The organism is Blautia sp. MB18-30 (assembly GCF_023669475.1).
Classification (GTDB): domain Bacteria; phylum Bacillota; class Clostridia; order Lachnospirales; family Lachnospiraceae; genus Blautia_A; species Blautia_A fusiformis.
Genome location: NZ_JAMOYY010000011.1, coordinates 80745 through 106166, shown reverse-complemented (window position 1 = coordinate 106166; position 25422 = coordinate 80745). Strand labels below are relative to the sequence as shown.

Annotated in this window: 21 protein-coding genes and 4 pseudogenes; 17 read left to right on the top strand and 8 right to left on the bottom strand. The window is 38.4% G+C overall.

Going from position 1 to position 25422, the window contains the following annotated elements; genetic code table 11:
- Positions 1 to 290 (top strand): hypothetical protein (locus tag NCY57_RS07265; protein WP_330638981.1); only part of this gene is annotated, 290 nt, incomplete at its 5' end.
- A gap of 181 nt (positions 291 to 471) precedes the next feature.
- Positions 472 to 1725, top strand: a complete 1254-nt coding sequence (locus tag NCY57_RS07260; RefSeq protein WP_118753219.1) for a HEPN/Toprim-associated domain-containing protein — start codon at positions 472 to 474, stop codon at positions 1723 to 1725.
- 37 nt (positions 1726 to 1762) lie between these two features.
- On the opposite strand, the pseudogene NCY57_RS07255 reads toward NCY57_RS07260, so the two are convergent.
- Positions 1763 to 2395: pseudogene (locus NCY57_RS07255) on the bottom strand (IS66 family transposase); the annotation flags it as partial.
- Positions 2396 to 2420: 25 nt separating this feature from the next.
- Between NCY57_RS07255 and NCY57_RS07250 the strand changes: the two are divergent.
- Positions 2421 to 3020 (top strand): annotated as a pseudogene (locus NCY57_RS07250) (IS66 family transposase); the annotation flags it as partial.
- A 115-nt stretch (positions 3021 to 3135) separates the two neighbouring features.
- Here the strand turns inward: NCY57_RS07250 and NCY57_RS07245 are convergent.
- A complete protein-coding gene (locus NCY57_RS07245; protein ID WP_118753220.1) occupies positions 3136 to 3900 on the bottom strand; it encodes an ATP-binding protein in 765 nt (254 codons plus the stop codon).
- Complete coding sequence (locus NCY57_RS07240) at positions 3897 to 5468, bottom strand: Mu transposase domain-containing protein (RefSeq protein ID WP_173739513.1); 1572 nt, start codon at positions 5466 to 5468, stop codon at positions 3897 to 3899. The genes NCY57_RS07245 and NCY57_RS07240 overlap by 4 nt, the downstream gene beginning before the upstream one ends.
- Positions 5469 to 5491: 23 nt before the next feature.
- On the opposite strand from NCY57_RS07240, the gene NCY57_RS07235 reads away from it, so the two are divergent.
- The 6 genes and pseudogenes from NCY57_RS07235 to NCY57_RS07210 all read left to right on the top strand — a co-directional run bounded on the left by NCY57_RS07235 (position 5492) and on the right by NCY57_RS07210 (position 9960).
- The gene (locus tag NCY57_RS07235) at positions 5492 to 6409 is read left to right on the top strand and encodes a Fic family protein (protein WP_118753182.1); all 918 of its coding nucleotides are present in this window, start codon (positions 5492 to 5494) and stop codon (positions 6407 to 6409) included.
- Positions 6410 to 6514: 105 nt separating this feature from the next.
- A pseudogene (locus NCY57_RS07230) lies at positions 6515 to 7078 on the top strand (IS1634 family transposase); the annotation flags it as partial.
- Between the two features lie 180 nt (positions 7079 to 7258).
- A complete protein-coding gene (locus tag NCY57_RS07225; RefSeq protein WP_015541225.1) occupies positions 7259 to 7423 on the top strand; it encodes a CD1871A family CXXC motif-containing protein in 165 nt (54 codons plus the stop codon).
- The gene (locus NCY57_RS07220; protein ID WP_118753181.1) at positions 7416 to 8384 is read left to right on the top strand and encodes a 4Fe-4S binding protein; all 969 of its coding nucleotides are present in this window, start codon (positions 7416 to 7418) and stop codon (positions 8382 to 8384) included. Before NCY57_RS07225 ends, NCY57_RS07220 begins: the two co-directional genes overlap by 8 nt.
- Positions 8385 to 8397: 13 nt before the next feature.
- Positions 8398 to 9366, top strand: coding sequence for a TlpA family protein disulfide reductase (locus NCY57_RS07215; RefSeq protein WP_173739512.1), 969 nt, complete (start codon positions 8398 to 8400; stop codon positions 9364 to 9366).
- A gap of 156 nt (positions 9367 to 9522) precedes the next feature.
- Positions 9523 to 9960, top strand: coding sequence for a hypothetical protein (locus tag NCY57_RS07210; protein WP_118753179.1), 438 nt, complete (start codon positions 9523 to 9525; stop codon positions 9958 to 9960).
- Positions 9961 to 10524: 564 nt separating this feature from the next.
- On the opposite strand, the gene NCY57_RS07205 is transcribed toward NCY57_RS07210, so the two are convergent.
- Both NCY57_RS07205 and NCY57_RS07200 read right to left on the bottom strand, forming a co-directional pair.
- Positions 10525 to 12021 (bottom strand): hypothetical protein, encoded by a 1497-nt coding sequence (locus NCY57_RS07205; protein WP_250789584.1) that lies wholly within the window; start codon positions 12019 to 12021, stop codon positions 10525 to 10527.
- Positions 12022 to 12090: 69 nt separating this feature from the next.
- On the bottom strand, positions 12091 to 12918 hold the full coding sequence (locus NCY57_RS07200; protein WP_250789583.1) for a hypothetical protein: 828 nt from the start codon (positions 12916 to 12918) through the stop codon (positions 12091 to 12093).
- 368 nt (positions 12919 to 13286) lie between these two features.
- Between NCY57_RS07200 and NCY57_RS07195 the strand changes: the two genes are divergently transcribed.
- Positions 13287 to 14279, top strand: coding sequence for a radical SAM protein (locus NCY57_RS07195; protein WP_118753177.1), 993 nt, complete (start codon positions 13287 to 13289; stop codon positions 14277 to 14279).
- Between the two features lie 159 nt (positions 14280 to 14438).
- On the opposite strand, the gene NCY57_RS07190 is transcribed toward NCY57_RS07195, so the two are convergent.
- Positions 14439 to 15914: a transposase gene (locus NCY57_RS07190; protein ID WP_118753176.1), complete on the bottom strand. Its 1476-nt coding sequence runs from the start codon at positions 15912 to 15914 to the stop codon at positions 14439 to 14441.
- Positions 15915 to 16085: 171 nt separating this feature from the next.
- On the opposite strand from NCY57_RS07190, the gene NCY57_RS07185 reads away from it, so the two are divergent.
- On the top strand, positions 16086 to 17360 hold the full coding sequence (locus NCY57_RS07185) for a hypothetical protein (protein WP_173739511.1): 1275 nt from the start codon (positions 16086 to 16088) through the stop codon (positions 17358 to 17360).
- Positions 17357 to 18763: a MazG-like family protein gene (locus tag NCY57_RS07180; protein WP_173739510.1), complete on the top strand. Its 1407-nt coding sequence runs from the start codon at positions 17357 to 17359 to the stop codon at positions 18761 to 18763. The genes NCY57_RS07185 and NCY57_RS07180 overlap by 4 nt, the downstream gene beginning before the upstream one ends.
- A 526-nt stretch (positions 18764 to 19289) precedes the next feature.
- On the opposite strand, the gene NCY57_RS07175 is transcribed toward NCY57_RS07180, so the two are convergent.
- Together NCY57_RS07175 and NCY57_RS07170 are read right to left on the bottom strand one after the other, a co-directional pair.
- Positions 19290 to 19592: a hypothetical protein gene (locus NCY57_RS07175; RefSeq protein ID WP_244092780.1), complete on the bottom strand. Its 303-nt coding sequence runs from the start codon at positions 19590 to 19592 to the stop codon at positions 19290 to 19292.
- Positions 19593 to 19659: 67 nt separating this feature from the next.
- Positions 19660 to 20400 (bottom strand): XRE family transcriptional regulator, encoded by a 741-nt coding sequence (locus NCY57_RS07170; RefSeq protein ID WP_118753172.1) that lies wholly within the window; start codon positions 20398 to 20400, stop codon positions 19660 to 19662.
- 192 nt (positions 20401 to 20592) lie between these two features.
- Here NCY57_RS07170 and dinB point away from each other — a divergent pair.
- From dinB to NCY57_RS07145, 5 genes and pseudogenes are all read left to right on the top strand, one after another.
- Positions 20593 to 21839: pseudogene (gene dinB / locus NCY57_RS17020) on the top strand (DNA polymerase IV).
- A gap of 14 nt (positions 21840 to 21853) precedes the next feature.
- On the top strand, positions 21854 to 22066 hold the full coding sequence (locus NCY57_RS07160) for a LexA family protein (protein ID WP_118753171.1): 213 nt from the start codon (positions 21854 to 21856) through the stop codon (positions 22064 to 22066).
- A 13-nt stretch (positions 22067 to 22079) separates the two neighbouring features.
- Positions 22080 to 22295 carry a hypothetical protein gene (locus NCY57_RS07155; protein ID WP_118753170.1) on the top strand — a complete coding sequence of 72 codons (216 nt, stop codon included), beginning with the start codon at positions 22080 to 22082 and terminating at the stop codon, positions 22293 to 22295.
- Between the two features lie 254 nt (positions 22296 to 22549).
- Entirely contained in the window at positions 22550 to 23122 is a 573-nt protein-coding gene (locus NCY57_RS07150; protein ID WP_118753169.1) for a hypothetical protein, read from the top strand.
- 509 nt (positions 23123 to 23631) lie between these two features.
- Complete coding sequence (locus tag NCY57_RS07145; RefSeq protein WP_173739508.1) at positions 23632 to 25422, top strand: HEPN domain-containing protein; 1791 nt, start codon at positions 23632 to 23634, stop codon at positions 25420 to 25422.

Below are 25422 nucleotides of genomic sequence, written 5' to 3'. Positions count from 1 at the left end.
TTAATAGACTAAATGAGCTATTTGATAATCAGATTGACTTTACAAGGGAAGGAGACGTTGATACCTTATATCTTTTTGTTGATAAAAGGATACAGTATCATGATAATGGAACAAATCGGCATGTCATTCCAATTTTTATGCTTGCTTATTTATTTGAAAATAATTCATCTAAGAGGCAATTAATATTAAGTGATGTGTTCTCGGAAATACGGGAAATGAAAAGTAGGGTGAGATATGAAAGAATTAAACTAAAAGAACCAGTACATCTTGGGGAAATAACAGTTATATAAAGTTGATGACCCATGGATATAAGTTATTTTGATTCGGTAGATTTCAGCTTGCAGTAATAATGTAATCATAGTAAACATACTAGTTCAATTCTTGGGGGATGCTTCATACTGGTCCATGGTACTGAATTAGTAATATATAGTAACACTTAATCAAAGAAGAAAACGCTGACAAGGAGGTAACATGGGAGAGATTGTTGGACTATGTATTGGAAGTTATGAATTTTTATCACGCAAAAATACTTTTGGTGATTTATTATCAATTTTTAGTCAAGATGATTTGACGATAGAAGAAGTATTTGACAAAGAACTAGATGAAAGTATTACTAGACGATATTTTACTACGACTGTTAATAATGCAAAAATGTGTTTAGATGTAATGGGACATACAACTCTAAAGGCAAAAAGTTTATTTGAATACCATAAGAAGAATTATTTAGACTACTTAGAAGAAGATTTTGATGATGAAGTCGATAGTGACAATATTGAAAGAAAGTATACCTTTGAAAATTGGGCCCGAGCAGTAAAAAAGTATTCTTCAATATTAGCGTCCGATATTTATGAGAATGGTGATTATATATCATTAGAGAAATGCAGGGGAGAGAACAATTCTCTGTGCGAGAAAATAGTATTAGACTCATTACCACATTGTAAGGATGATACATATTTTGGCATTGATTTCTATTATTTAGATGAAGAAATAGGATCACCGTGGGATGTATTTCGTATTATTTTAGAAGCATTTAAATCGGAAGACATAATTACTCTTGATTATACAAATCTATTTGAGGGTGGATGGTGTGATGAGGTTCCAGAGGAAAAAGAGTATTTAGTATCTAAGACAGTTATACTTACAGAAGGTAGTACAGATGCAAGAGTTATATCTGAAGCAATGAAATTGTTGTATCCTCACATGGTAAAGTTTTATTCTTTTATTGATTTTTCAACTTATGTTGTGCAGGGAAGTACAAATTACTTAACGCATTATTTAAAAGCATTTATTGCTGCTGGAATCAGGAATAGAATTATTGCATTATATGATAATGATTCAGCTGGTTTAAGTGAAATAAAAGTTTTAAAAAATATTCCAATTCCATCAAATGTAAGAATTATGCACTTGCCAGATTTAGAAATGTGTCTCCATTATCCAACTATTGGACCGGGAGGAAGTTCAATAGACAATATTAATGGTCGTGCTTGCTCAATAGAAATGTTTCTTGGTAAGGATATTCTGAAAAAAAGTGGAGAATACGAGCCTGTTCGTTGGAAATCCTATATTGATAAAGTAGATGCATATCAAGGTGAAATAGTTTCTAAATCAGAAGTGTTGAAACAGTTTAAATTGAAGGTTAAAAGAAGTCAGGATCAACTTGTTTTAGATGAATGGGAAGAGTGCGATTTGCTACTTAGGGAAATTTTTGCTGCTTTTGAAAAGTAACCGCTTAATTTTTAGGTATGATAGAAAAAATCCCCGACTACTTTTCAGTAGCCGGAGCACCTTGACAATTCACATATGATTGATTTGATTCGTTTGCACGACGTTTGATTTCAGCTTTGACGGTTTCGTTCCATGGCGCCAGAAGTTCTAATTCATCATCACTCATCCTATCATCAGGCAGTTTTTCCAGCAGATAGGTAAGATATTGATAGACGTTTACTCCATTGGCTTTTGCCATTTCTACTATTGTGTACACGATGGCACTGGCCTGGGCTCCGTTTGGTGTATCGCAGAACAGCCAATTTTTACGGCCTACTGTAAACGGGCGGATCGCATTTTCGCTGAGATTATTAGAAAAACTGCAGCGGCCATCTTCCAGATAGGTGGAAAGATAGGATCGGCAGTTCTGAATGTAGGTGACAGCTTTATCCATTCTGCTTCCACGGGTAGGGCTCTGCTGATCAAGCCACGACAAAAAGCCTTCTACTACCGGCTTTTCTTTTTCAAGACGCGCCTTTTTGATAGCATCGAAGGAAGAATACTTTGATCTGATCACATCTTCCAGATGGAAGAGCTGGTTAATGTACAGCATTCCCTGTACGGATGGCTGGGTATAATCCAGAGCCTTTCCCTTAGGGATGGCATCTGTCAGATATCTTCTGCAGTGTGCCTTATCCAAGTACTCGAATAAGGCACACTGCAGACGTCGCTTCTATGATGCGTTAGAAGTCATCCCGAAAGCGCATCAGAAAGAATCTATCCTGCATCTGTTTATAAAACAGATACAAGCCATTTACCGGGAAGAAGGAAAACTAGCAGGTCTTTCATCAGAAGAAAGGCTTGCCCAGCGTCAACTGGTGGTGAAACCACTAGTGGATGCTTTCTTTGCGTACCTAAAACAAAATGAGACTAAAGCTCCAAAAAGCGGAAAAACAAGGGAAACTTTTACCTACGCTTTAAATCAGAAACGGTATCTTAGAGTGTTTCTGGACGATGGTGATCTTCCAATCGATAATAACGCCAGTGAACGTGCAATCCGAGGTTTCTGTATTGTAAAGAAGAACTGGGAGATGATTGATACGATCAACGAAGCAACAAGTTCAGCAATCATCTATAGTATCGCAGAAACAGCAAAAGCGAATAATCTGAAGCCTTTTGATTATTTTGAATATCTGCTGACAGAAATCCCAAAGCATGCAGAGGATAAAAACACTGACTTTTTAACGGAATTTCTTCCATGGTCTAAGTCTTTACTCGAACATATCCGGAAGTCTAAGAAAGCAGTTGAAAAATGATATGGCCGCTGAAAGCGGCCTAATATTTTGCAAATTATGCTTAAACGGAATGCCAGTTCCGCTACTGCGGAACGGCCATTCCATTTTTAACGGTACGAAGTACCGCTAGATGATATCATTCCGTTTCACGCATATTTATACCGTTCATCTCCAAACGATATGTATGATGTTTATCTGTGATACGTGTAAGGCATGCATCAGCGTAGGTGTTATCGGCAAACATATCAAACCATGTACTGACTGGAAATTGTGAGATAACTACAGTTGATTTTCTTCCATCCCTGGTATCAAGGACTTCAAAGAGATCCCGACATTTATCAAGGGCGAGATCCATAAGACCGAAATCATCGATCACAAGCAGATCCAGTTTGGTCAGTTTATTCAGGTAATCCAAATTTGTGGATTTGATGCGTGCCTGTTCCATTTCACTCATAAGGGTGTTTGCCTTTATATACTTTACACTTTTAGACTGCTTCATTGCAGTTACGCAAAAAGCATTGATAAGATAAGTTTTTCCGCTGGCAGAAGAGCCTGTTACAATGAGATTTTTTCCTTCCTCTATCCAATGGCAGGTGCTCAGCCGTTCTATTGTCTGGGTGTCAAGCTGACGTTCCGGACGGTAAATGGTTTCGTCAAGATCTGCCGCCGGGTATCGCAGATGCGCTTCTTTCATTAGACGATTAAAACGTTTATCTGCCCGTGCCTGCCACTCTGCATCAACCATTGCTGTCATGCGTTCCATAAAAGTGTTCAGATCTGCATTGGGATCTTTCAACTGTTCTTCCAGGATATGTGCCATTTCTGGAACACGGAAACTCTTCAGACGCATGATCAGAGCCTGTTCCTGAGGCGTTAATGTAATGTCATGGGATGAACTCATTTGTATGCCTCCTTTCCGCGGATATTTGTATGGGAAGGAAGTTTTCCGGTTCCGTTCATACCGCTGTTGGAATGATTGTTCCGGACCATGCCAAGTGCTTTCTTGAAATAAGAATACTTGCAGGCATTGGCTTCTACGCATTTCTCAGCAGCCTTCTGAACCAGTCTGTGTGGAACATCCTTACAGGAATGGAGTACACCGGCACAGCTGTTGTATGCCTGTTCCTCATGTTTGGGACTGCGGAGTATCCTGTCAATAAGAGTTACCATAGCCTCTCCATAAACAGATGCCCACCGTCTGTAATAAGCTCCGTCATGTGCATTCACTTCTTTATAATACAGGTGTTCTGGAGGCATATGATTGTCATCTGTAATGTAAAGAGGAAAATCACGGTAAGATCTTGGATGGCGGCAGATCAGCCGGTTATACTCATCACAGATCCGTATCTCCGTCATTGTAGCCTTAAGAATTGCAGGCTTCCCTTTATAGGTATACAATACAGAGTAGTAGTGGGCATCATACTCAAGGTGGTAATTATCTGGAACTTTAAGAAAGTATTTATAATCACAAAGTGTATAACTTTCGCCTGGAAGCTGGTTCATACGCGGTTTGTCGTACTTTTCGAATCCATTCATGCGGGATTTTCGAATGTCAGATTTTTTCTGGAAAGGACGCTGGTTGATGTCCGCTACGATCTTTTTGACCGCAGCATTCAGAGCTTCCAGAGAGGTATAAGTATCTTTCTTTAATTCTTCTACCAGATGCGTCTCCAAGAAACGCACATGATTTTCAACTGTTGGTTTGCCTTTCGGTTTCCTTGGTGGTGGCGGCAGAATGATCGTATCATAAAAAGTTTCCAGATCTGAAAAAGCTGACTGCAACACAAGTTCATCTTTACTATGCCTGGTAACAGCTGTTCTCAGATTGTCCGGGACAAGATATTTAGGAACTGCCCCATAATAAGACAGTGCATGTACTGTGCCGGCAATAAAATGTGGAAGTTTCTCATCCAGAAAGATCTCTGCATAAACAAGACTGCTAAAACCAAGTGTAGTCGTAAAAATATGAACTTTTCGAAGTTCGCCAGTAGTTGTATCCAGTAGCAGTTCCGGCTGGTCGCCTACCCAGTCAATATACATCTTTTCGCCAGGGATCCGTTCCACGGGCATTGAGGTTTTAGAAGTACCGTAAGTATCTACCATAAAATCGCGGTACAGCTTATAAAACTGGGCGAGCTGATAACCATTAGGATGTTCTTTTTTGTAATCAATCCATAGAAAACTTAGATCAGCATGTTTCCCCATCTGAACCATCTGTTCATGTATTTTTCCAAAATCAGGCAGTGGAATATCCTTGTGTCTGAGGTTTGCTTTTGGATAGATAAGATCAACCACTTTTGAGGCAGGCATTTGCCGAAGATCATCCAGTGATAATCCGGACTCGTTATAACGTTTCATAATCAATGTGATTCCACTTCGACCAATCCGGTAACGTTTTTGTACGGTATCATAACTGACTTTGCTAAGTCGAAGTTCTATGACACCAAGAATAGTATTGTAGTCGTGCATAATAGTTCCTCCTTTGCACTGTGATGAATAATAGTTACATCACAATAATAAAGGAAAAGCGTACCGATTGGAGCAGAAAACGTGTACCGCTAAATCAGAATGAATGTACCGCCGATTTCAGAATAAGTGTACCGTTCGGGCAGAATTTGCTGTTGGGCGAGAAAGCATTTCAGTTTTCTCCGGCTGAATGGCTGACGATTCATCGCAGACTGTTTGAGGGCGTGTTTACCCATGCCGGTCAGATTCGCCAGTATAATATTACAAAAAAGGAATGGGTATTAAAAGGCGATACCGTCACCTACGCAGCGTGGAACAGTATCAAAGACACGCTTGATTATGATTTTGCAACGGAGAAACAGTATTCTTATGAAGGCTTATCCGTGGAGCGTTGCGTAAAACATCTTGCCAAGTTTGCTTCGGATATCTGGCAGATTCATCCGTTCTGTGAAGGCAACACCAGAGCTACGGCTGTTTTTATAATTAAGTACATGAAAACATTCGGGTTCAAAGTAAACAACGATGCTTTTGAGAAGAACTCTTGGTATTTCCGCAACGCCTTGGTAAGAGCAAATTATAACGATCTGCAAAACAGCGTTCATGCCACAACAAAGTTTTTGGAAATGTTCTTCAGCAATTTAATTTTGGGAACGGAATATGAGCTGAAAAACAGATATATGCACGTGGACTATGTGGATGATAATTCCCAAAGTGTCACTCCAAAAGCTCCAAAGTCTCAATTTGACACTTTGGAATGTACTTTAGAGGAGCTAGCGTTCTTGGAGTTGATTTACAAGAATCCGTCAATTAAGCAGAAGGATCTTGTTGCTGAGACCGGAAAATCGCTCAGCACCGTAAAACGAATTATGGAGTCCTTGCAGAAAAAGGAATATATCCGTAGAGTGGACGGAAAAAGATATGGAAAATGGGAAATATTGATTTGAATAAGTATTAAGAAAGAGGAACTGCACCTCATTTGTTAGACAGTATGGTATACTATCTAATAAGTGAGGTGCAGTTTCATAATTGCGAGGGATTTAAGGAGCGCTGGTACGATAAAGAAGGAACGTAGAAATCCGAATGATCCTGCTCGATTCATAGGGAAAGTCGCAGTAACTGAAGATGGAGAAACTGCAAAGATCTACAATTATCTGGACACAGAAAAGATCGAACAGGAAGCCTTATATGATGGGATGTATGCAGTAACTACAGACCTCTTAGACGATGACGCAAAAGATATCTTAAAAGTCAGCGAAGGTCGTTGGGAAATCGAGGAATGTTTCCGTATAATGAAAACTGATTTTGAAACAAGACCAGTTTTTCTTCGAGATGATATACGCATAAAAGCCCATTTCCTTATCTGTTTCCTTGCATTAGTGATATATCGTTACCTCGAAAGAGACCTGAAAAATGCCTTCAGCTGCGAAACGATCTTGGATAAATTAAGAACAATGAATTTCGCCGATATACAAGAACAGGGTTTTATTCCACTTTACACACGAGACAAGCTAACCGATGCATTGCACACAGTTTGCGGCTTTGGAACGGATTATAAATTTATCACCAAAAGGCAAATGAAAAACATTCAGAAAAAAAGCAAAGGCCGGGAATAAAATACTATATTCCAAAACGGCACAAAAAATCGCCGAACCCCAGTAAATTCAAGAGGTACAGCGATTTTTTTGTTTAGCAACTGTCAAAGACAGGATTATAGCACAAAAACATAAAATCTGTGTTAAATTTCTGTTCTTAACGAAAATTTTATATCCGATGTGCTACAATGACGCCAGAAAATGAAAGGAGTGATTGAATTGACCAGAGCAAAAAAGGCTTTATCACAGGCAGTACTGCTTATTTCGGGAGCTATTATGCTCGGCTTCGGTGCGATGCGTGGCGAAGTTGAAACCGTTTTGAGCAAGGCAATCAGGCTTTGTTTGGAGTGTGTAGGAATTGGATAAAAAGAAAACAAAGAATAAAAACCATAATAAGAAAAAACATTCGGCATCTAACCAATTAGCCAAATTCCGAGGATGGATTCAGGCAGGAGCAACTCTGCTGACAAATATTCATCTGCCAAACTTTTTTAAAGGCGAAATTTATCAAGGCAAAGGCAAGGCCGTTTGTGTGCCGGGTCTGAACTGCTATTCCTGTCCTGCCGCATCGGGTGCTTGCCCAATCGGCTCATTTCAGGCGGTAGTCGGCTCGTCAAAATATAAGTTTTCCTATTATATAACAGGATTTCTCATTTTGTTGGGAGTTCTGCTCGGACGCTTTATCTGCGGATTTTTGTGTCCGTTTGGTTGGTTACAGGATTTGTTGCACAAAGTCCCGACCAAAAAGTTTTCAACAAAAAAACTCAAGCCACTGACATATATCAAATATGCAGTACTGCTGTTGGCAGTTGTTTTATTACCGGTGCTCATAGTAAATGATTTGGGGATGGGCGACCCATATTTCTGCAAATATATATGTCCGCAAGGTGTGCTTGAGGGTGCGTTGCCACTTTCGGCAGTCAACGAAGGTATCCGTTCGGCATTGGGAAAACTGTTTTCGTGGAAACTTGTTGTGCTGATTTCGGTAGTCGTTTTGAGCGTGCTGTTTTACAGACCGTTCTGCAAATGGATTTGCCCACTCGGTGCATTCTATGCACTGTTCAACAAGGTTTCGCTGTTTGGGATGAAGGTAGACGAGCACAAATGCGTTTCGTGCGGAAAATGTGCAAAGGTGTGCAAAATGGATGTTGATGTTACAAAAACGCCTAACAGCACCGAATGTATCCGATGCGGAAAGTGTATAAGTGCCTGTCCTACCGACGCAGTCAGCTTTCAATACGGCTTTGGCATGCTTGGAAAAACAGTAGACGAAAACGCAAAAATCGAAAACAGAACAAACAAAAAAGAAACAAAAGAGGAATTATAACGGAGGAATAATTATGAAGTTTTCAAAACTCTCAAAAATCTTAACAGTAGTATTATTAGTTTCTGTGTTGGCAATCAGCCTTATTGCTTGCTCAACATCAAAGGACAACAAAGACGAAAAACAATCAACAGATTCAAGCATTTCAACCTTGATGGCAACAGAGCCAAGTGATGCTGATGAAGCTTTAAAGCTCTACAATCAGCTTATGAAAAAAGAAAACGAAATTTTGTCAACAGACAAAGCCCTTTGGGAAAAAGTATTTATGGCTTCAAACAAGGAAACCCCAATGATTGAGGACGGCACAAACTACGGCGACTTTCTTCTCAAGACAATCGAAAGTGCAAAGGACCAATTCACAGATGAGGAATACAAAAAACTCGTTGCCGGTGCAGAACAAATCAAGGAAATTGAGGGCAAGCTCACAATCTTGGAACAGAAATATCCTGAATGTGCAAAGGCTCCGGGCAACGGCGACAGCGTTCCGGCTGACAGTAACGGCGTTGTTTTAAACAGCAGTGACGCAACAAGTTTTCCGTCATTTGACGGCAAGGACCTTGACGGCAACGATGTAAAGAGCAGTGAACTTTTCGCAAACAGCAATGTAACAGTTGTTAACTACTGGTTCAGCACTTGCAAGCCTTGTGTCGGCGAACTTTCCGAATTGGAAGCACTCAACAAAAAGCTTGCAGAAAAAGGCGGTCAGGTTGTCGGCATCAACACTTTTACACTTGACGGTGACAAGACAGCAATTTCAGAAGCAAAGGATATCCTTTCAAAGAAAGGTGTAACATACAAGAACATCTGGTTTGATTCAAACAGCGATGCAGGCAAGTTCACATCAGGCATTTTCTCTTACCCAACAACATATGTTGTCGACAAGAACGGCAACATTGTAGGCGAGCCAATCGTTGGTGCAATCACTGAAAAAAATCAAGCAAAGACACTTGAAAAACTCATAGACCAGGCTTTACAGGTCAAATAAGAATAAAGCATAAAGTGATAATCTCTCCCGAATTGAACTGCCCCAAGTTGTGCAGACAGCACAAAAAAACAGGTCTATGGTAGAATAATTAAATTTTAAGCAACAAACTGATTTCGTTTTTCTAACGGAGTCAGTTTTGTTTGAATATGGTAATTGTTGTGCGAGATTGAGAACAAATTAAAAACTATTATATCTGGTAGTCTTCAGGAATATTTTGGTACATCTTGGCTAGTTAAAGGCCTTCCTAAAAACACCTATACCAAGGCAAAGAAACTGGCCGATGAGAAAGCATATGATCTTCAGTTAAATAGCGGTGACGATGCAGAGGATGTTAATGTCTGGGATTTTGTTTCATTAGCGGATTATGTTTCGATTGTAACCAATGGAAAAAAATGGTCTTCTTTCTTTGAAGAGATGTTAGTTAGACCGGAGGAAACAAGGATTGCAGGAGGCAAAGAAGCTAAGACACAATGGATTCTTAGATTGAGTGCAATTAAGAATAAACTATCCAAAGAATCATATAGTGTTCCAGTTGACGAATATAGTTATGTAAAAAGTGTTTACGACTGGATTATGGAAATGTTGACATTGTAATGAACGATGCAATTACTAAAAACACTGAAAAGAAGCGCAGGCGCTTAGCCATAGTGTTTGTGGGTCTTTCGCCTATTACTACTTGCTCTGTAAAGTCAAAACAGTTGCACTGCAGCAGGCCGGATTCGTTGAACTGCCTGTGCCAGACTCAAAATCTGTTCCGGTAAAAAGCATTCTTCGAAGAAGTTGACGGTTATGTTCCTACAATCAGCATAACTGCATTGTAAAAACAACTGGGAGAAATCCCATGTTCGATATACTATGTAGCATCCGTCAGTCCACTCTGTCTGCATTCCGTTACTAGTTCCATCCATTCATCCAGGAACCGCCCCGGAGTACGTTTATGACTCAAAATGAAACCTCCAGTTGTAAGGATTTCTGCTTCCTATCAAAAAATGAAGTAAAAATCTATTTACTATCATTATGAGTGATAAAGTGTTTTTTGCAAGCACTTTTTGGATAAGTGACGAATGTCTAGCTATCCAATAATTAAGCGCTTACGATATAATAGAGCACAGCAACTGTCTGAAGAGTTTCAGATGGGTGCCGTGCGTTTTTATTCTATTATTCAATGATTTTAGCTTTTAGAATGTTCTCCGTATTAATAATATAACTGAAGAAATCTTTGGTTTTGATACGGACACTTGCAGAATTGGAGCCACCGCCCATTATCACATATTCGGTATTGATGCGATCTACATTAAGTAGATAAATCTGTTCCCTGCAGTCGGATTTTCTCTTTAAATCTGTTATTACAGTAAGCGGAGATATGGTTCCCTGATAGAATCTTCTTACAACAGATGGCTCAGGAACAAGTTCGAACTTGGTATGATCGAATGTCACCCGTTTATCATATGGTAGAATGGCATAAATCCATGTGTGTCCGTTCTCTTTTCGATTCCTATTCTGTAAAATAACAGTCTTGAGAAGAGTGGCATTAGTTGCTGAAATATTATTTGCCTGAAGACTCCGACGCAAGCTCTTTGAATCAGGGGAGAGCATATGCGTAATTGAATCAAAAGGAATTCCTTTGCTCTGAAGATGATCTAGCACCATAGATTGATCGGTAGGAATATCTCGATAATTTCTTTTATGGGCAATCAAATTTATTAATTGTCCATGAGAGCCTTTTTTTGCATACAATTTATCAGCTTCACGAATCTCATCCAAAATCTCTCGTGAGTATTCACCGGGATCAATCAGGGCAGAGATATATGGATACGTGGACAGACTGATTTTCCCCTGATCGAAAAATGGCAGGAAAGCTGACAGGAAGTTTTCTGGAGAATATGCCTTCAGTCTTTTCAGCATAGAGCCCTGCTCACTGGTTGTATGGGTCCAGTAATCAGCGATATATGTAGGAGAAATCTCAAAACGCTGATCATGAATATGATGTTTATTTAGAACGATAGCATCCTTATTATACACGGATATGAACATGATTCCGTTTTCTGACAGCCAGTTATAAGCATACCGGATAAAACGTGTCAAATCGTTGATCTGACTTCCAGCACCATATCCTATGACAAGTAGATTAACTTTTCCATTAAGCTCTTCAGGATACTGGTGCATCATATATTCCGGATTCAGATGACATAAGCGTAAGGACACATTCTCAGGAAGATAACGATGCTTAGATTTTTCTTCCAGCGTATTCATAACGTAGTAAGCATTTTGCGAAGCAGTAAGCAGAATGACTTTTTGGCAACGTTCGATAATGTTAAGTGTTGTGAGTGAGTTTGGAGAACATACTTCAACCACAAGAGGGAGTTTTTCTTCCTTCGAATTTAAGACTTTATCTACTTCTTGAGCAACCTGTGTTCGTTCGTAATAAATTGTGTGTCTAGATAAATACGAATACTGACAGATATCTTTGAGTAAGGTGTGTTTGGCATAATGCTCAAAGTTCCGTTTATTGGTACGTTCACTATATGAGACCAGAATTTCGTTCAAGGCTTTTTCGGCTGTTTCGTCATCTTTTGCTCGATCGAGTTCCTTATGAAGTTTTTCACGATAAGGAACAAAGATAATTTCATTACTAATAACGGCCAGATAAGACATTAGCCTCTCGAAAATCAGCTGTGCATATTTGTGGCAATCAATAATCTGAGCAAAATTTGCGGCATCCTCCTACTGAAGTTGCAATCCCTGAATCGAAATCTGATCCAATGTTTTGCGTGTTATAAACTCAAAGAAGAGATTGTGCTTTTCCATTAATGCCGATTGAACAGAAAATGATACTGATTTCTTGTCTATATCGGTAACAAAAAGGATCATACTCAGGTTGTTTGAACTCTTTAAGCGATCTATCATATATGAAAAATAGCCGAGTTTACTGGTATCTGAATAATCTATAGGATAATTCGACAATAAGATACCAACATGATATGCATTAGGAAATTTCAAAATTAAATAGTTAAGTTGACTAACCCCATGAATTGGTTGTGATGTATATCCAGAGCTATATATCAAAGGAGCATAAGCAGGCTCTAATCCATTTTCATTGTCATGTATAACCTGCTCACTGACCTGAAAATAATCTCTGAAAGGTGAAAGTAATACTTTAGCCTTTTGAATAATATTTTCGGTACCAATTCGATCCTGCAAATAGTATTCCTCAGAGAAATCAAGTAGTAGCAACTGATCTATCATGGTTTTGAATGGTTTATTATCATCAAATATTTCCTGTACATATTCCCTGATAATACCATTATTTTCCAATACGGACAGTGCATATTCGGAAAAATCATTGAAATGTAAGGAGATTTCGTTCTGTAAAGCATTAATCACAGTATTAAAGTTTCTGGTTTGCACACGTTGATTCTTTTGAATAGACCATGCTTGCAGTGATTTTATATCTTTTCCGGTTTTCTTTTCTAACTCATAAAATGACATTTCTTTCTTTTCATTGAAATATTTCAGAATAATGGAAAGAAGCAGTTCTTTCGTGATTTTCATGACTAATTCTCCATAGGGTAAACAACGGTTTCATGTAAAGTATACCATATAAACATAAAAATGTGTCAAAATCATCATAAAAATAGTGGAATTTAGTGGAATTTGTAACTGCTTAAATAATAAAAAATCCCTCTAATCATCTCTTACAATTTCTGTGTCCATGTGGTAATAAATTGATATGAGAAAAAAGGGAGGAAAACTATCATGGACAAACAAAGAATCGAAAAGATCGCAGTGAACCGGGAAAAGAGCATCGAGGATATGCTGCCAATTGCGACAAAATGTGATTGATGTTGCTTAAAACTATGGGCAAAAGGATTCTGTTATTATATTATCACAGAATAAATAGGAAGGAAAGGTGAGCAGATATGGAAAATATTAAGTTTAAAGAGAACTTTAATAATTGTCGTACATCAATTTACAAACCTGAAACAAGACAGTTCTTACTGTCAAGAATTGCTGGAAGCGAACAGGAAACAGACATGTCTGTTCCTTCTAACTGTGATGGCTTTGGACGTATCCATCATTTTAGACGTAATGTTGATAAATGGGTACAGGATCCGTTACCAAATGATCCGGTATGTAAAGCACTGGAAATTCCTTATACTGATGTGCTTGAGGCACAGGTGTTTCAGATTGCATCATGTAATGCTCATTGCTGGTATTGCTTTGTACCAGATGAGTTGAAGCGTGGGAAAATGGTTAATGCAAAATGGCTTACAGCTGAACAGATGGTCGAGTTGTATAAGAAATCAGATACTGACATTAGAGTGATAGATTTGTCAGGAGGAAATCCGGAATTAGCACCAGAATGGACCTTAGATACAATGAAGGCTCTCGAAAGGAATGAACTCCAAAATAAAGTATATCTGTGGACTGATGACACATTGACCACTGATTATGCTTTTGAGTACCTTTCTAAGGAAGAATTAAGTTACATGGCGTCATACAGAAATTTTGGTAAAGTCGGTTGCTTTAAAGGTTTCGATGCTCATTCATTCGCTTTTAATAGTAAGCTTCCGGAAAACATGTACGAAAAACAATTTGAACGGTTTGAAAGATATGTTGATATGGGATTGGATATATACGGATATGTAACATTAACCTCTGATAACTATGATGGTATTGAAGAGAAGATGGGGAAATTCGTAGATCGTTTGCAAAAGATTCATCCAATCCTGCCATTGAGGACTGTCCCTCTTAAAATTTTTATTTTCACACCAACTGGTTCAAGATTAAATGATCGCTACAGCATGGCACTTGAAAATCAGACTCGTGCTATTAAAGCATGGAAAGTTGAGCTTTCAAAACGTTATTCTAAAGAACAGCTTGCTGGTAGAATTTCAGACAACACATATTAAAATGAATAGGTAATTGCGAAACTCGCGATGCTCGTTCGCACTCTTGAACTTAAACGGGGAAGAATTCGTGCAGAGCACGAATTCTAAGATAAAAAAGTGGATATCTGCCAGTTTTAGGCGCACTCTAATAAGCCCCTGGCTTTATGGAGTTGGTAAGTCCTATGCTATGAGAGGCTTTATGCTTCGAATGTATTCATGATGGTTGATTTTGTCTGCAAGAACAACAGTAATGAGTTGTGTGATACCGGCAAGAATCAGATCTGCATACAGAGTCTTTTCATTTTGAGTCCGGCGCCCTGCAAGACACAGATTATCCTTGATATGGTTGATATCTCTTTCCACTACAGTCCTGATTTTATAGGTATCATCCCATTCTTCGGTTTCACGGATTGTCCCGGGATAAGCACGAAGGTTCTTTTCAGGATATATGTATACCATGCGACCGCATTTGAAGAAAGTACACGGGTTTTCACAAAAACATTGGCGATGTGCTTTTCGAGTCGTTTTGTCATAGACCCATTTCATTTTTGGACAGACAAACTTGAAAGTTGGTATACCGCTTCGTAAGTTTGATTTACTGCCCTCGGGTTTCATAGGCAGAGAAGGGGCGTGAGGGCAACAGGGAACACCATTTTCATTAATGGAATAATCCTTATTTTCAAGACCCGATCTTGCATTCAGAGGGATATAAGCTTTCGAGAAATGGTTATCATCACCGAAGGTGTCACCGGTAAGGAGGTTCTTATAAAGCTCAACGGTATCAAAAGCCGCATCTCCGAGGAAGGTTTTCGGATTAATTAGCGGATGTTTGGAAAAGAAGTCTTTTAGTGTTGGAATCAAAAGCTTTGAATCATGAACACATTTATCTTCGTCAGGAAAATCGGATTTCTTTTCGACAACGATATCCGGATGAGACAGCATAAATTTTTTGTTATAAAAAGAGATATGTCGGATAATGCCCAGCCCGTTGGTGACAATGCCAAATTTGAAGACATAGCAAAAATGCCCATTGATATATAGCTGTTTAATCTCAGGATTAGCAGAGGCATGGGAAGGCATGGAGCCATAGGCAGCCTTGTAGGGATCATAAGATTTATCAAAGCCATAAGCTTTCGCATACGCCTTAAGCTGTTTGATGATCCTGTTCGCATACTTCGGATTATTTTCGGTAACAAATGCTTCAATACCGGAAGAATCAAAGATGGTTATATCTGCTTTCGCAGAGTCAATTGCCTGGCAGATAGGTTCGGTAACATCAACAAGCTTATCGAATATGAACTGTAAGTCAGCTAAAAAGTCCTGTTTGAAACGTGTGATTTTGGAAGCGTCAGGGACTTTGGTAAAGCCGCAGAACTCACGAAGCGGTTTTGAATAAGCGAGAAAAGTCAAGAGAAGCTGATCTGTAGGGATAGAGAAAATACGTTGTATAATCAAAGCCCACAGAAAAGCTTGCAAAGGGTATTTACGGGTTCTGCCCGTCGATGCATAGAAATGATTTCTGAAAGAAAGCGGAATAAACTCATCAATATCGATATGGGTTTCCAATAGAGAAAGAAACGCAGGTTTGTCATTTTCAAATTTTTCCTGGCAATCTGAAAAAATATCTGCCAAAGAAAGCTGTTTATATGGTATCATAGGTATCAGAATAACTCCTTTCTTGGATAGTGGATTTTAGTTTTTGGCAACTCTATTATACCATATCCGGTGAGGAGTTATTTGTTTTTAGGTAACAAAAAATGCCGTATTTATGCGGCTTGTGGCGTTTCGCAAACGCCTAATTAAAATGAAGTAAGAAAGGAGATTACCATGGTAGTTGATAGCATTTTACAGTTTATGAGTCAGATGGATGAGACAGTATTAGCTTTAATGGATGATTATGATGACTTTTATATGATTATGAAGAATAATCGTGGTATTCATCCAATCGACCTTCAGAAATCTATTAAGAGACTGTATAGATCAAACAAGATTAGAAAATCTAAATATATTAGAATAATGGCATCGGCATCAAACACGAATATTCACGGTTTTGAAGATATGCCAGATGTACTTCCAGTTCCTCATATTCTGGATTATGACTGGCGATTTAGCCGTCAGGGACTTGAGTATATGGCTAATGCCGTTAAAAAAATCATAAAAAAGAAAAATGCAGTGATTGTTTTCCTCGGAGCTCCAACATTATTTAGATATTGCTATAATAAGTCTTTTTTACATGCAAAACTGGTACTGGTGGATATTAATGCGGACAAGCACTCTATCGGAATTGACCCAAATCGTGCATTATGTATTAACTGTAATTTAAATGGTTCCTGTACAGAGCTTCTTTCAATTCATGCAGATATTGTTGTGATGGATCCGCCATGGTACTTAAACTACTACCAGCTCTTCTTTGATAGAGCTGCTATTATGAGTGCCCTGGATACTCAGATTATGTGTATTATGCCGCCAAAGTTTACCAGGGCAAAGACAGAGAGTGAAACCTACTCACTGTTGGAGATGATCAAGAAGGATTATGGCTTTGTTAAAAAGCATTATTTCACTGGCGTAGTAACTTATCATACTCCGCCATATGAACAGAATGTTTTAAAGACAAATGGAATTTACTGTAATCCTGAAAATTGGAGAATCGGTGACCTCCTTATTGTTGAAAAGGTGTATAATGTTATTACCACATGTACACATGATGTCAGTATTATAGAACCTGAATGGGATGAAGCATGTGTAAATAACATCCGTATCAAATACAGAACATGTGAAAGCAAGATTGATAATTATAACATTGAGTTAGAACGTATTTTCAATGATGATATTTATCCATCTGTGAAAAGAAGCTTTGGTGGGAAGAAAACTATCAATGTTTGGACCAGTGGCAACCGCGTATTCTGGTGTAATAATATGGCGGTTTTAAAAATGATCCTGCGTAATATTGATAGAGATATCTTTGAAGTTATTGTGGAAAATGGCTATAGAATTCCTAATAAGGAAGAACTGGAGCAGCTTGAGAAAATTCAGGGAAAGCTTCTAGATGTAATACGTCTTGAAGCAGAGGAATATGGTTCATCATGGAGGATTGCAATATGATTGATAAAGAAATGATTCTGACACAATTAACTGATCGAATTAAAGCATCTGGAGACCAGTACTGGATCTCAAAAATTGAAGTTCTTCGTGACAGCCATATTCATGTGGCTGTCATGGTTGAACCTTATATAACAAAGATTATGAAAGGGGAAAAGACCATTGAATCTCGATTTTCACAGAATAAAATTGTACCGTGGAAGAGAGTATTTCCTGGTGATATTATAATCATTAAACGGTCTGGAGGAGGTTTTGAATCTGTTTTTGAGGCTGGCAAGGTGATTTCAAAGGAGATAATGTCTCCTGCTGAAGTAGAACAAATAAAAAATGATTTTAATGATCGTCTGTGTATAGAAGATGATTGGTGGGAAAGAAAATCAAAAAGCAGATATGCTACTTTGATTCCAATAACGCATCTGTTGGGGTTCGACCCGTTTGTAATCAAATTTAAGAATCGCCAGGCTTGGTTGGAACTATATCAGCCCAATCAGGATGATAAAGAGCTAGCGTCGGAGGATGTTATAGGAGACGAGGAACCTTCAGTTGCTTCAAAGATGATGCAGGCACCAGTATATTGTATTTCTGGAAAAATTGGAAGCGGCAAAACAACTATTGGTAAAATGATAGCAAATGAAATTGGTGGTATACACGGTTCAGTAAGTGATTTCTTGAAAGCTGAGTTGAAAAAACAAGGCATTACAACGCCAACAAGAGAACAATTGCAGGATCTTGGAGTAGCCTATATCGAAAATGGTTGGGTTGAATTTGCATCTCAAACAGTGAAACATATTGGACGCAAGAAGGAATTACCTTTTGTAATTGATGGAATTCGCCATATTAATTTTTTAAATGCTATAAAAATGATATGTTGGCCTGCACCTGTTTACGAAGTTGTTCTTCATGCTAATGACGATACTCTTCAGCAACATATCTCTATTCGTGGAGCTGAAGTATTTGATTCTACACATCGTGCTGAAGGAGATCTGGAAGGACTTCTTGCCATCGCAGACATTGTGATAGACATTGATGGAAAAGAAAAAGAAGAGGTGTTGAAAGAACTTTTAATGAAACTTTCAGATGCAACAGCATTATCAGATGATAATTTACCTCTTTGTCAAATTCGTGAATTTATTGATCTGTTTAACAAAGATCGGAAGTGGAAATCGTATCACAATGCAAAAGACTTGATTGTAAGCATTAATATAGAAGCATCGGAACTGTTAGAAATCTTCCAGTGGACGAATAAGAAGACTGAGCCGTCTCCTGAAATGATGGAACGTATAAAAGAGGAGCTAGCAGATGTTCTGATATATAGTATTGATCTGGCCAATGCTTACGGTATAGATATGACTCAGATGATTATGAATAAACTCGTTAAAAATGCTGAAAAATATCCGGCTAAATAAGTACTTGCAGAATCATTAGATGCGAGATTTTGTAACAGTAGTGCACTCTGTAAGTGGCACTGGGGGTCAGACACAAATGCGGTCAACTTAAGCAATCCGACAGTATGACAAATTTTGAAATTGCGGTTTGAAATTTTATTATAGCGTATGCACTTGAATTTCCCAGAGTTCAGTTGGCTGTTTTTTGTGTTATGGGCGCAGTGGTAGACTGAAAATAGATGATGCCATACCGGCAAGTATTAAAAGATGCATAATGCGCCAGCTTTGAACATTCTTTTGACTTGCGGGAATGTTCGTGCAAACAGTATTATGACTTCTGACAGACAGGCCCGGGACTCACCGCCTTTCATGAATATTGCATATGTAAGATAAGGAAGATCCTTATACTGATGATTTTTTTATGATTGAAATGGGTTCGTATATTATCCTTCTTCTTTTTGCGCGAAAACTTCCGGCCTGGCTATATTTGAGACCGATGTCTGGAAGCGGAGCGAAAGAGATCATATATTACACTGCGTTGAAACTCTCAGCAAAGTAACCTGATAACCAGGTATTTTAATCGGCCAATAATATAGGAGCGGTTTGCCTGATACTGATATTCATTATCTGGTCTGGAAGATGCAGCTATTTTCTCATCAGCATCGTTCTTAACGATTGCACAAAGGTTGGAGTAAAGCATATTGATATAAAATTCCTGTTCAACAGAGACGGGAGTTGCACCGGAAAATTCTTTCATCTTAGGCTGGTAGGAGCCGGTTGCTTCTGCAAGGTCTTCTTGAATTAGATTTCGCTCCACACGAATATCTTTCAGGATGTTGCTGATTGCCATCCAATCACTTCCTTTAACTTTATTATTGTTTCAACGGCCAGTTTGAATGGCACGGACTGTATTACGATTATTGAAAACCGGGGATGTCGGAAGCATCACACTTGCCGACAACTCTGCCGAATATTTTAAAAGAGTCCGATTCCTGAATTGCGATAGGTTTGTATTTTTTATTCAGGGAGATCAGGAATAATCCATCCGGTTCATCATGGAGTTTTTTGATGTAGGCATCTCCATTGAGGTAGAAAATACCAACCTCTCCATTGCAGATGCTGTCTTTTTGCTGGATCCATGCAATTTCCCCGTTGTAGTATTCCGGTTCCATACTGTCACCAGATATCCGGACTCCGAAGTCTACATTGTCCGGGGCAAGATCGCCAACTTCATAAGATTCTTTTGGCGCATCTGTCAGGAAATTACCGGTACCTGCAGAAACAGCATCTCCGAAGATGTCCATAAATATTTCTTTTTTGCGGAAAGGAATAATGTTTGCAACTACTGGTTCAAACAAGCCGGAGGCTTTTAGTATTTTTGCGTAATCTTTTATTTTATCTTTTCCTTCCTGATTCAGACCGTCCATTACACTGTATGGGTTTTTCCCAAAATAAGCATCATAAATATCTTCAATATCCAATAATTTACAGAGAGTCAGAAAAACATGCAGTCCTGGTTCTCGTGCATTCGTCTCCCATTTGGAGATTGCCTTCGCTGTAACGTCAATGCCCTGCTGTGAAAGTAATTCTGCAAGTTCTGGCTGCGAAAGCCCTTTCTTTTTTCTGTTTTCTGCAATAATCCTGCCAATAGAACGCATATATTCGCCTCATTTCTATGAAATTCCGTTAGATTTTTATAGATGCATTATACAGCACAAATACAATAAAATCAAGAGAAATCTCCAAAATGTAGATAATACAACCAAAATATCAGTTAACTATCTCCATAATGTCGACTTATACTAACCATGCAAGGAATGATAAGAAAGCCGGACGGAGGTGAGAACAGGATGGGTGACAGGACAATTTTACATAGTGATATGAATTGTTTTTATGCCAGCGTAGAAATGCTGCATCATCCGGAACTAGAGGGAAAGCCACTTGCTGTAGGCGGCGATCCGGAAGCAAGACATGGTATTGTGTTGACGGCAAATTATATTGCGAAGAAATGCGGGGTAAAAACAGGAATGGCACTTTGGCAGGCAAAACAGGCTTGTCCGGAAATCATTTTTGTGCCGCCGAGGATGGATCTGTATTTGAGATTCTCCAGTATGGCGAGAGAAATCTATTCAGAGTATACGGACAAAATTGAGCCGTATGGAATAGATGAAGGATGGCTGGATGTGACAGAAAGCAGCATCATCAAAGGTGATGGAATGAAGATCGCCCAGGAAATCAGTGACCGGATTAAGTACGAACTTGGTATTACCGTGAGTATTGGCATTTCTTGGAACAAGATATTCGCAAAACTTGGCTCTGATTATAAAAAGCCGGATGCCATCACACAGTTTCATCGTGGCAATTACAAAGAAATCGTCTGGGGGCTTCCAGTGTCAGATTTACTGTATGTTGGCAGGCAGACAAACAAGAAATTGCAAAAACTGGGGATCCATACCATTGGCCAGCTGGCACAGACAGATGAAAAGCTGCTGGACAGCCATTTTGGAAAATCGGTCTGGTGTTATGGGCATTTGCAAATGGATATGACTCGGATCCGGTTTGTACGGAAGGATATGAAGCTCCGGTCAAGTCGATTGGAAACAGTACAACGACACCGAGAGACCTGGAAACGGATCTGGATGTGTGGATTATTCTGATGGCGTTATCGGAAAGTGTATCTGCCAGATTACGGACACATGGTTTCAAATGTAATGTGGTGGAAATATCAATCCGGGACAACGGGCTGGACAGCATCACAAGGCAGATGCATATCAGCCAGCCAACGAATATTACGGATGAAATTGTAAAAGCAGCATTTGAATTATTTAAGAAACATTACAGATGGGAGCATCCGATACGGAGCCTTGGCGTGAGGGGGTCTGATCTGGTAATGGAAGATATTCCGGTTCAGCTTGATCTATTTGATAATCAGGAGAAACGGGAAAAATTAGAAAGGCTGGATCGGGCTGTGGATGAGATCAGACGACGGTTTGGATATTTCAGCATACAGCGGGCAGCAATGTACCAGGATAAAGTCTTATCCCACTTGGACGCCGGTACACATACGGTCCATCCTCACAGTTATTTTCATGGATAATGGGAGGGATAGATTTGAAACAGACATTAACCAGAAAACAGGAAGAAAGCTATCAGTGCATTGTAAGATTTACCGAGGAGCATGGATTTCCGCCAACGGTCAGGGAACTGGGGGCATTACTGGGAGTTGCTTCAACATCAACGGTATTTTCAAGGATCAGGCAGTTAGAGAAAAGTGGATATATCCGGAGATTTCCGGCATCCCCAAGAGCAATCGAAATCCTGTGATGGAGGTGGCGGTATGAATAAGGTATATGTTGATGTGGTAGCAGAGTTCAGTAAGGAAGGCTGCCTGATTCCAATCTTATTTGTTTGGGAAGACGGCAGAAAATACAAGATTGATAAGGTGCTTAAGATTGAACGATGTGCCAGCAGAAAAGCAGGCGGTGTTGGTACGATGTACACCTGTATGGTACAGGGAAAGGAAAGCCATTTGTTTTTTGAAGTGGACAAATAGTTCATGGAAAGGAAGATTTCATAATTAATAAGAAGAATATTAACCGGCGGAGATAGTCACTTTCCCTTTATATCCCGTTGGTTTTACATAAGGATCCGTATTCTGATCAGCTGGTGTTCCCCACAAATACCATTTGGAATATGGATTCTGCAAAGAGTAATTTAGATTGCTTTCCATCAAAATCATGGGGAAGGCGAACTGGTCTGCAAGACCTACCAGTTAGTGTGATTGTTGATAAGGAGAAATAAAGATTTATGACAGACAGAGATTATGCAATTAAATCAATGAAAGAGATTACGTTCCAGATGGCAACCCATGCACAGGATTATCTGGAAGTAAGCATGGACAGGCATTATGAAGACATAAAGGCATTGATGGTGAATTACCAAAAATTGATTTTGGAAAATAAGATGGTACTGAAAGAACTGGAAATGGAGTGCCAGGAGAAGATCAATGAGGATATGGCATATGCGTTGAGCTATCTTGATATTTACGGGAAGCAGCTGAATGTAACGAAACTGAGGCATGAAATGAACAATCTGATGGTCATATATGGATTGTCGGATATGGTTTACCGGGGGATTACACTGGTAAAGTACTATGTGCCGGACGGAGTGATGCTCAGTGAGATTATTCATTCCTGTTTTTGTAGCCATTACAATAAAACAGATGTGGAAGTCCAGCAGGAACTTGGCATTGGAAGGACTTCGTTTTATAAAATGAAGAAACAGGCATTGCGGTATCTTGGGTTCTACTTTTACGAGATCGTAGTGCCGCAGGCAAAAAACAAAAGATTCAAACCCTCCTTGGGTGTGGAAGAAGAGTAGGTGATTGGGATGAAATACGAAGATTCAATGGTAAAGATTGCAGATGATATTATCCAAGAGCAGAGAGAAGATAACAGGATTTGGTATACAGAGAAAAAAGTACGATGAATAGTTTACTTTAATTCGTTATCTGCAGAAGTATCGGAAACTTGCAGGAGAGAGAAGTTCAGCTTTAGGTATGAATTGAATAGTGATGATTATAGACAGACTTAAGGATAAATGTATATATAATGTACAGGAACAAACTAGTTTAATCAGTGGATTTGTGATATGCTTTTCTATAAGAAATTGAGCTAATAGAAAGGGCAAAGCAAAGATGTATTTACTGCTCAATCAATTAAAATGGGAAAGATGTAAATGATACAAAGGCACAAATGCACAAACGCTATGTTTCTTGTGGTGACTGAGATTGTTGAGATATATAATAATGTTATTGCGAATATATAGATCTGATAAATCCTTGGCAATGTTAGAAACACTGAAAAAACAACAGATGGAGGGCTAAATAATTGGATAAAAAGATAAAAACAATACATGATGTCTTTAAGCTTGGGAGTAGAGCTGTTATTAATAATCAGGATTATCAATTAGAGGAAATCATGATTTGGGGAACCGCTGAGATTATATATACAATTTTGAGGTTTATCGCTAAAAATGGTAAGAATATTGTTTGTAGTGTGGATATTGAAACAAATGAAATTATGCCGTTGTCATCTGAACAAAGTACGTTGTATCATGAAAATCTAAATATGCATAAGGAAAGATTGGTTAAGACCGATTCTGCAGGTATTCTGAATTACAAAGCCAATAGTCATAGAACCGAAAACAAAGTTGCTATTGAGAAAATAATTAAACAAAGAAACGTAAAATGGGTTACGTCAATAGTATCACTGAATGATGAAGATTATAAAATTACTTGGTTTAGTTTTTTGTGTAATAAAGAGGGAGATTCATTATTGGTTTGTGTTTCGGAAGAAGAGATGCAACGTGGATTGTCTACACAATCGTTATATTGTGATGTGGAGCTATCGGTTGATTTACCGGAATATGATTTAAAATATAGGGGAAATATTGTTAGAATCGAGAAATGTGATGCAGAGTACTTGTTATATATTCATCCATATCCAATAGAAATTATGCAGTCCACTCAATGCAAAAATACTCTATTTGAGAATATTTGCAATCCATTTTCAATGATGGATTTTATTGTAAACCATGCGGATAGCAATGTGAATGGAGTAGTATTTCCTAATTCAGATGAAAAACATATACATAATTATATAGTCGTAGGTTTATTAAAAAATATAGAAATAGACATAGAAGATTGTGTTATTGGAAATGTTAGGATTGGAAATGGGATTAATGTATCGGAAAAATTTAAACAATATCTAACTGATTTATCAGAAGAATGTGTTACAGTTGCCTGGGTAAATATAAAATCCGATTCTTTATATAATGCGTTCTCTTCAGGGAAAAAATTATTAATTTTAGCGACAGAGTTCTTATCATTCATGTTAAAAAATGATATGTATACTGATTGGTTTGGAACTGGACAGTTCGATTATAATGTTTGGGATATAAGGAGTCATTATCCACGTATTAGTCTCGGTTCGGTGTTTTATATTGAGAACTGCATTTTAGGGGAGTCAATAACTCTTGCAGATGAAAATATGAAGATCCCGGCATCAATCAAACTGGATGATAATGCAGAGTATTTGTTTGATTATGATTGGATTGAAAGCTTTTTCTGTAAGCTGCAGACGGAAAACAAAAAGATTCTTAGATTACAGTATGCATTAAAATGGATTGTACAAGCATGGAACACCGATGATGTTTATGATAGAGTGATTTATTGTTCTATGGCACTCGAATTCATTGTAAATGGTGAAAAAGGAAAAAATATTTTTGATGAATATGCTGATAAAGCTGGTAGAGGTTGTTTTACGAAACCAGAAAGAAGAGTTCTTACTAATAGCATAATTGAAAAAATAGAAATTAAGGAAATTGATGGCTTTTCGGAAGATAATATAGTTGCAATTAATGAAAGTATCCAAAAAATGGTACAGAGTAAGTTGACAGAGGTAAGCTTTGGTACAAAATTAGATCTTCTTATTAGAAGACTTGATATACCGGTATCTTCAGATGAAAAAGATCTCCTGAATAAAGCCAGAAAAATAAGAAATGAATTAATTCATGGATTAAATATGTCTAGTATTTCGACATTACAGATAAAAAAACTTTGTGGTGTTACATCTCGGATTTTAATGTACAAACTTATGAATGAATTAGAAAAGGAGTAG

Coding starts and splice junctions, on each gene's coding strand:
- NCY57_RS07260 (WP_118753219.1), top strand. CDS start 472: ATGGGAGAGATTGTTGGACTATGTATTGGAAGTTATGAATTTTTATCA.
- NCY57_RS07245 (WP_118753220.1), bottom strand. CDS start 3,900: ATGAGTTCATCCCATGACATTACATTAACGCCTCAGGAACAGGCTCTG.
- NCY57_RS07240 (WP_173739513.1), bottom strand. CDS start 5,468: ATGCACGACTACAATACTATTCTTGGTGTCATAGAACTTCGACTTAGC.
- NCY57_RS07235 (WP_118753182.1), top strand. CDS start 5,492: ATGAATAATAGTTACATCACAATAATAAAGGAAAAGCGTACCGATTGG.
- NCY57_RS07225 (WP_015541225.1), top strand. CDS start 7,259: ATGAAAGGAGTGATTGAATTGACCAGAGCAAAAAAGGCTTTATCACAG.
- NCY57_RS07215 (WP_173739512.1), top strand. CDS start 8,398: ATGAAGTTTTCAAAACTCTCAAAAATCTTAACAGTAGTATTATTAGTT.
- NCY57_RS07205 (WP_250789584.1), bottom strand. CDS start 12,021: ATGTCTTATCTGGCCGTTATTAGTAATGAAATTATCTTTGTTCCTTAT.
- NCY57_RS07200 (WP_250789583.1), bottom strand. CDS start 12,918: ATGAAAATCACGAAAGAACTGCTTCTTTCCATTATTCTGAAATATTTC.
- NCY57_RS07195 (WP_118753177.1), top strand. CDS start 13,287: ATGGAAAATATTAAGTTTAAAGAGAACTTTAATAATTGTCGTACATCA.
- NCY57_RS07190 (WP_118753176.1), bottom strand. CDS start 15,914: ATGATACCATATAAACAGCTTTCTTTGGCAGATATTTTTTCAGATTGC.
- NCY57_RS07185 (WP_173739511.1), top strand. CDS start 16,086: ATGGTAGTTGATAGCATTTTACAGTTTATGAGTCAGATGGATGAGACA.
- NCY57_RS07180 (WP_173739510.1), top strand. CDS start 17,357: ATGATTGATAAAGAAATGATTCTGACACAATTAACTGATCGAATTAAA.
- NCY57_RS07175 (WP_244092780.1), bottom strand. CDS start 19,592: ATGGCAATCAGCAACATCCTGAAAGATATTCGTGTGGAGCGAAATCTA.
- NCY57_RS07170 (WP_118753172.1), bottom strand. CDS start 20,400: ATGCGTTCTATTGGCAGGATTATTGCAGAAAACAGAAAAAAGAAAGGG.
- NCY57_RS07155 (WP_118753170.1), top strand. CDS start 22,080: ATGAATAAGGTATATGTTGATGTGGTAGCAGAGTTCAGTAAGGAAGGC.
- NCY57_RS07150 (WP_118753169.1), top strand. CDS start 22,550: ATGACAGACAGAGATTATGCAATTAAATCAATGAAAGAGATTACGTTC.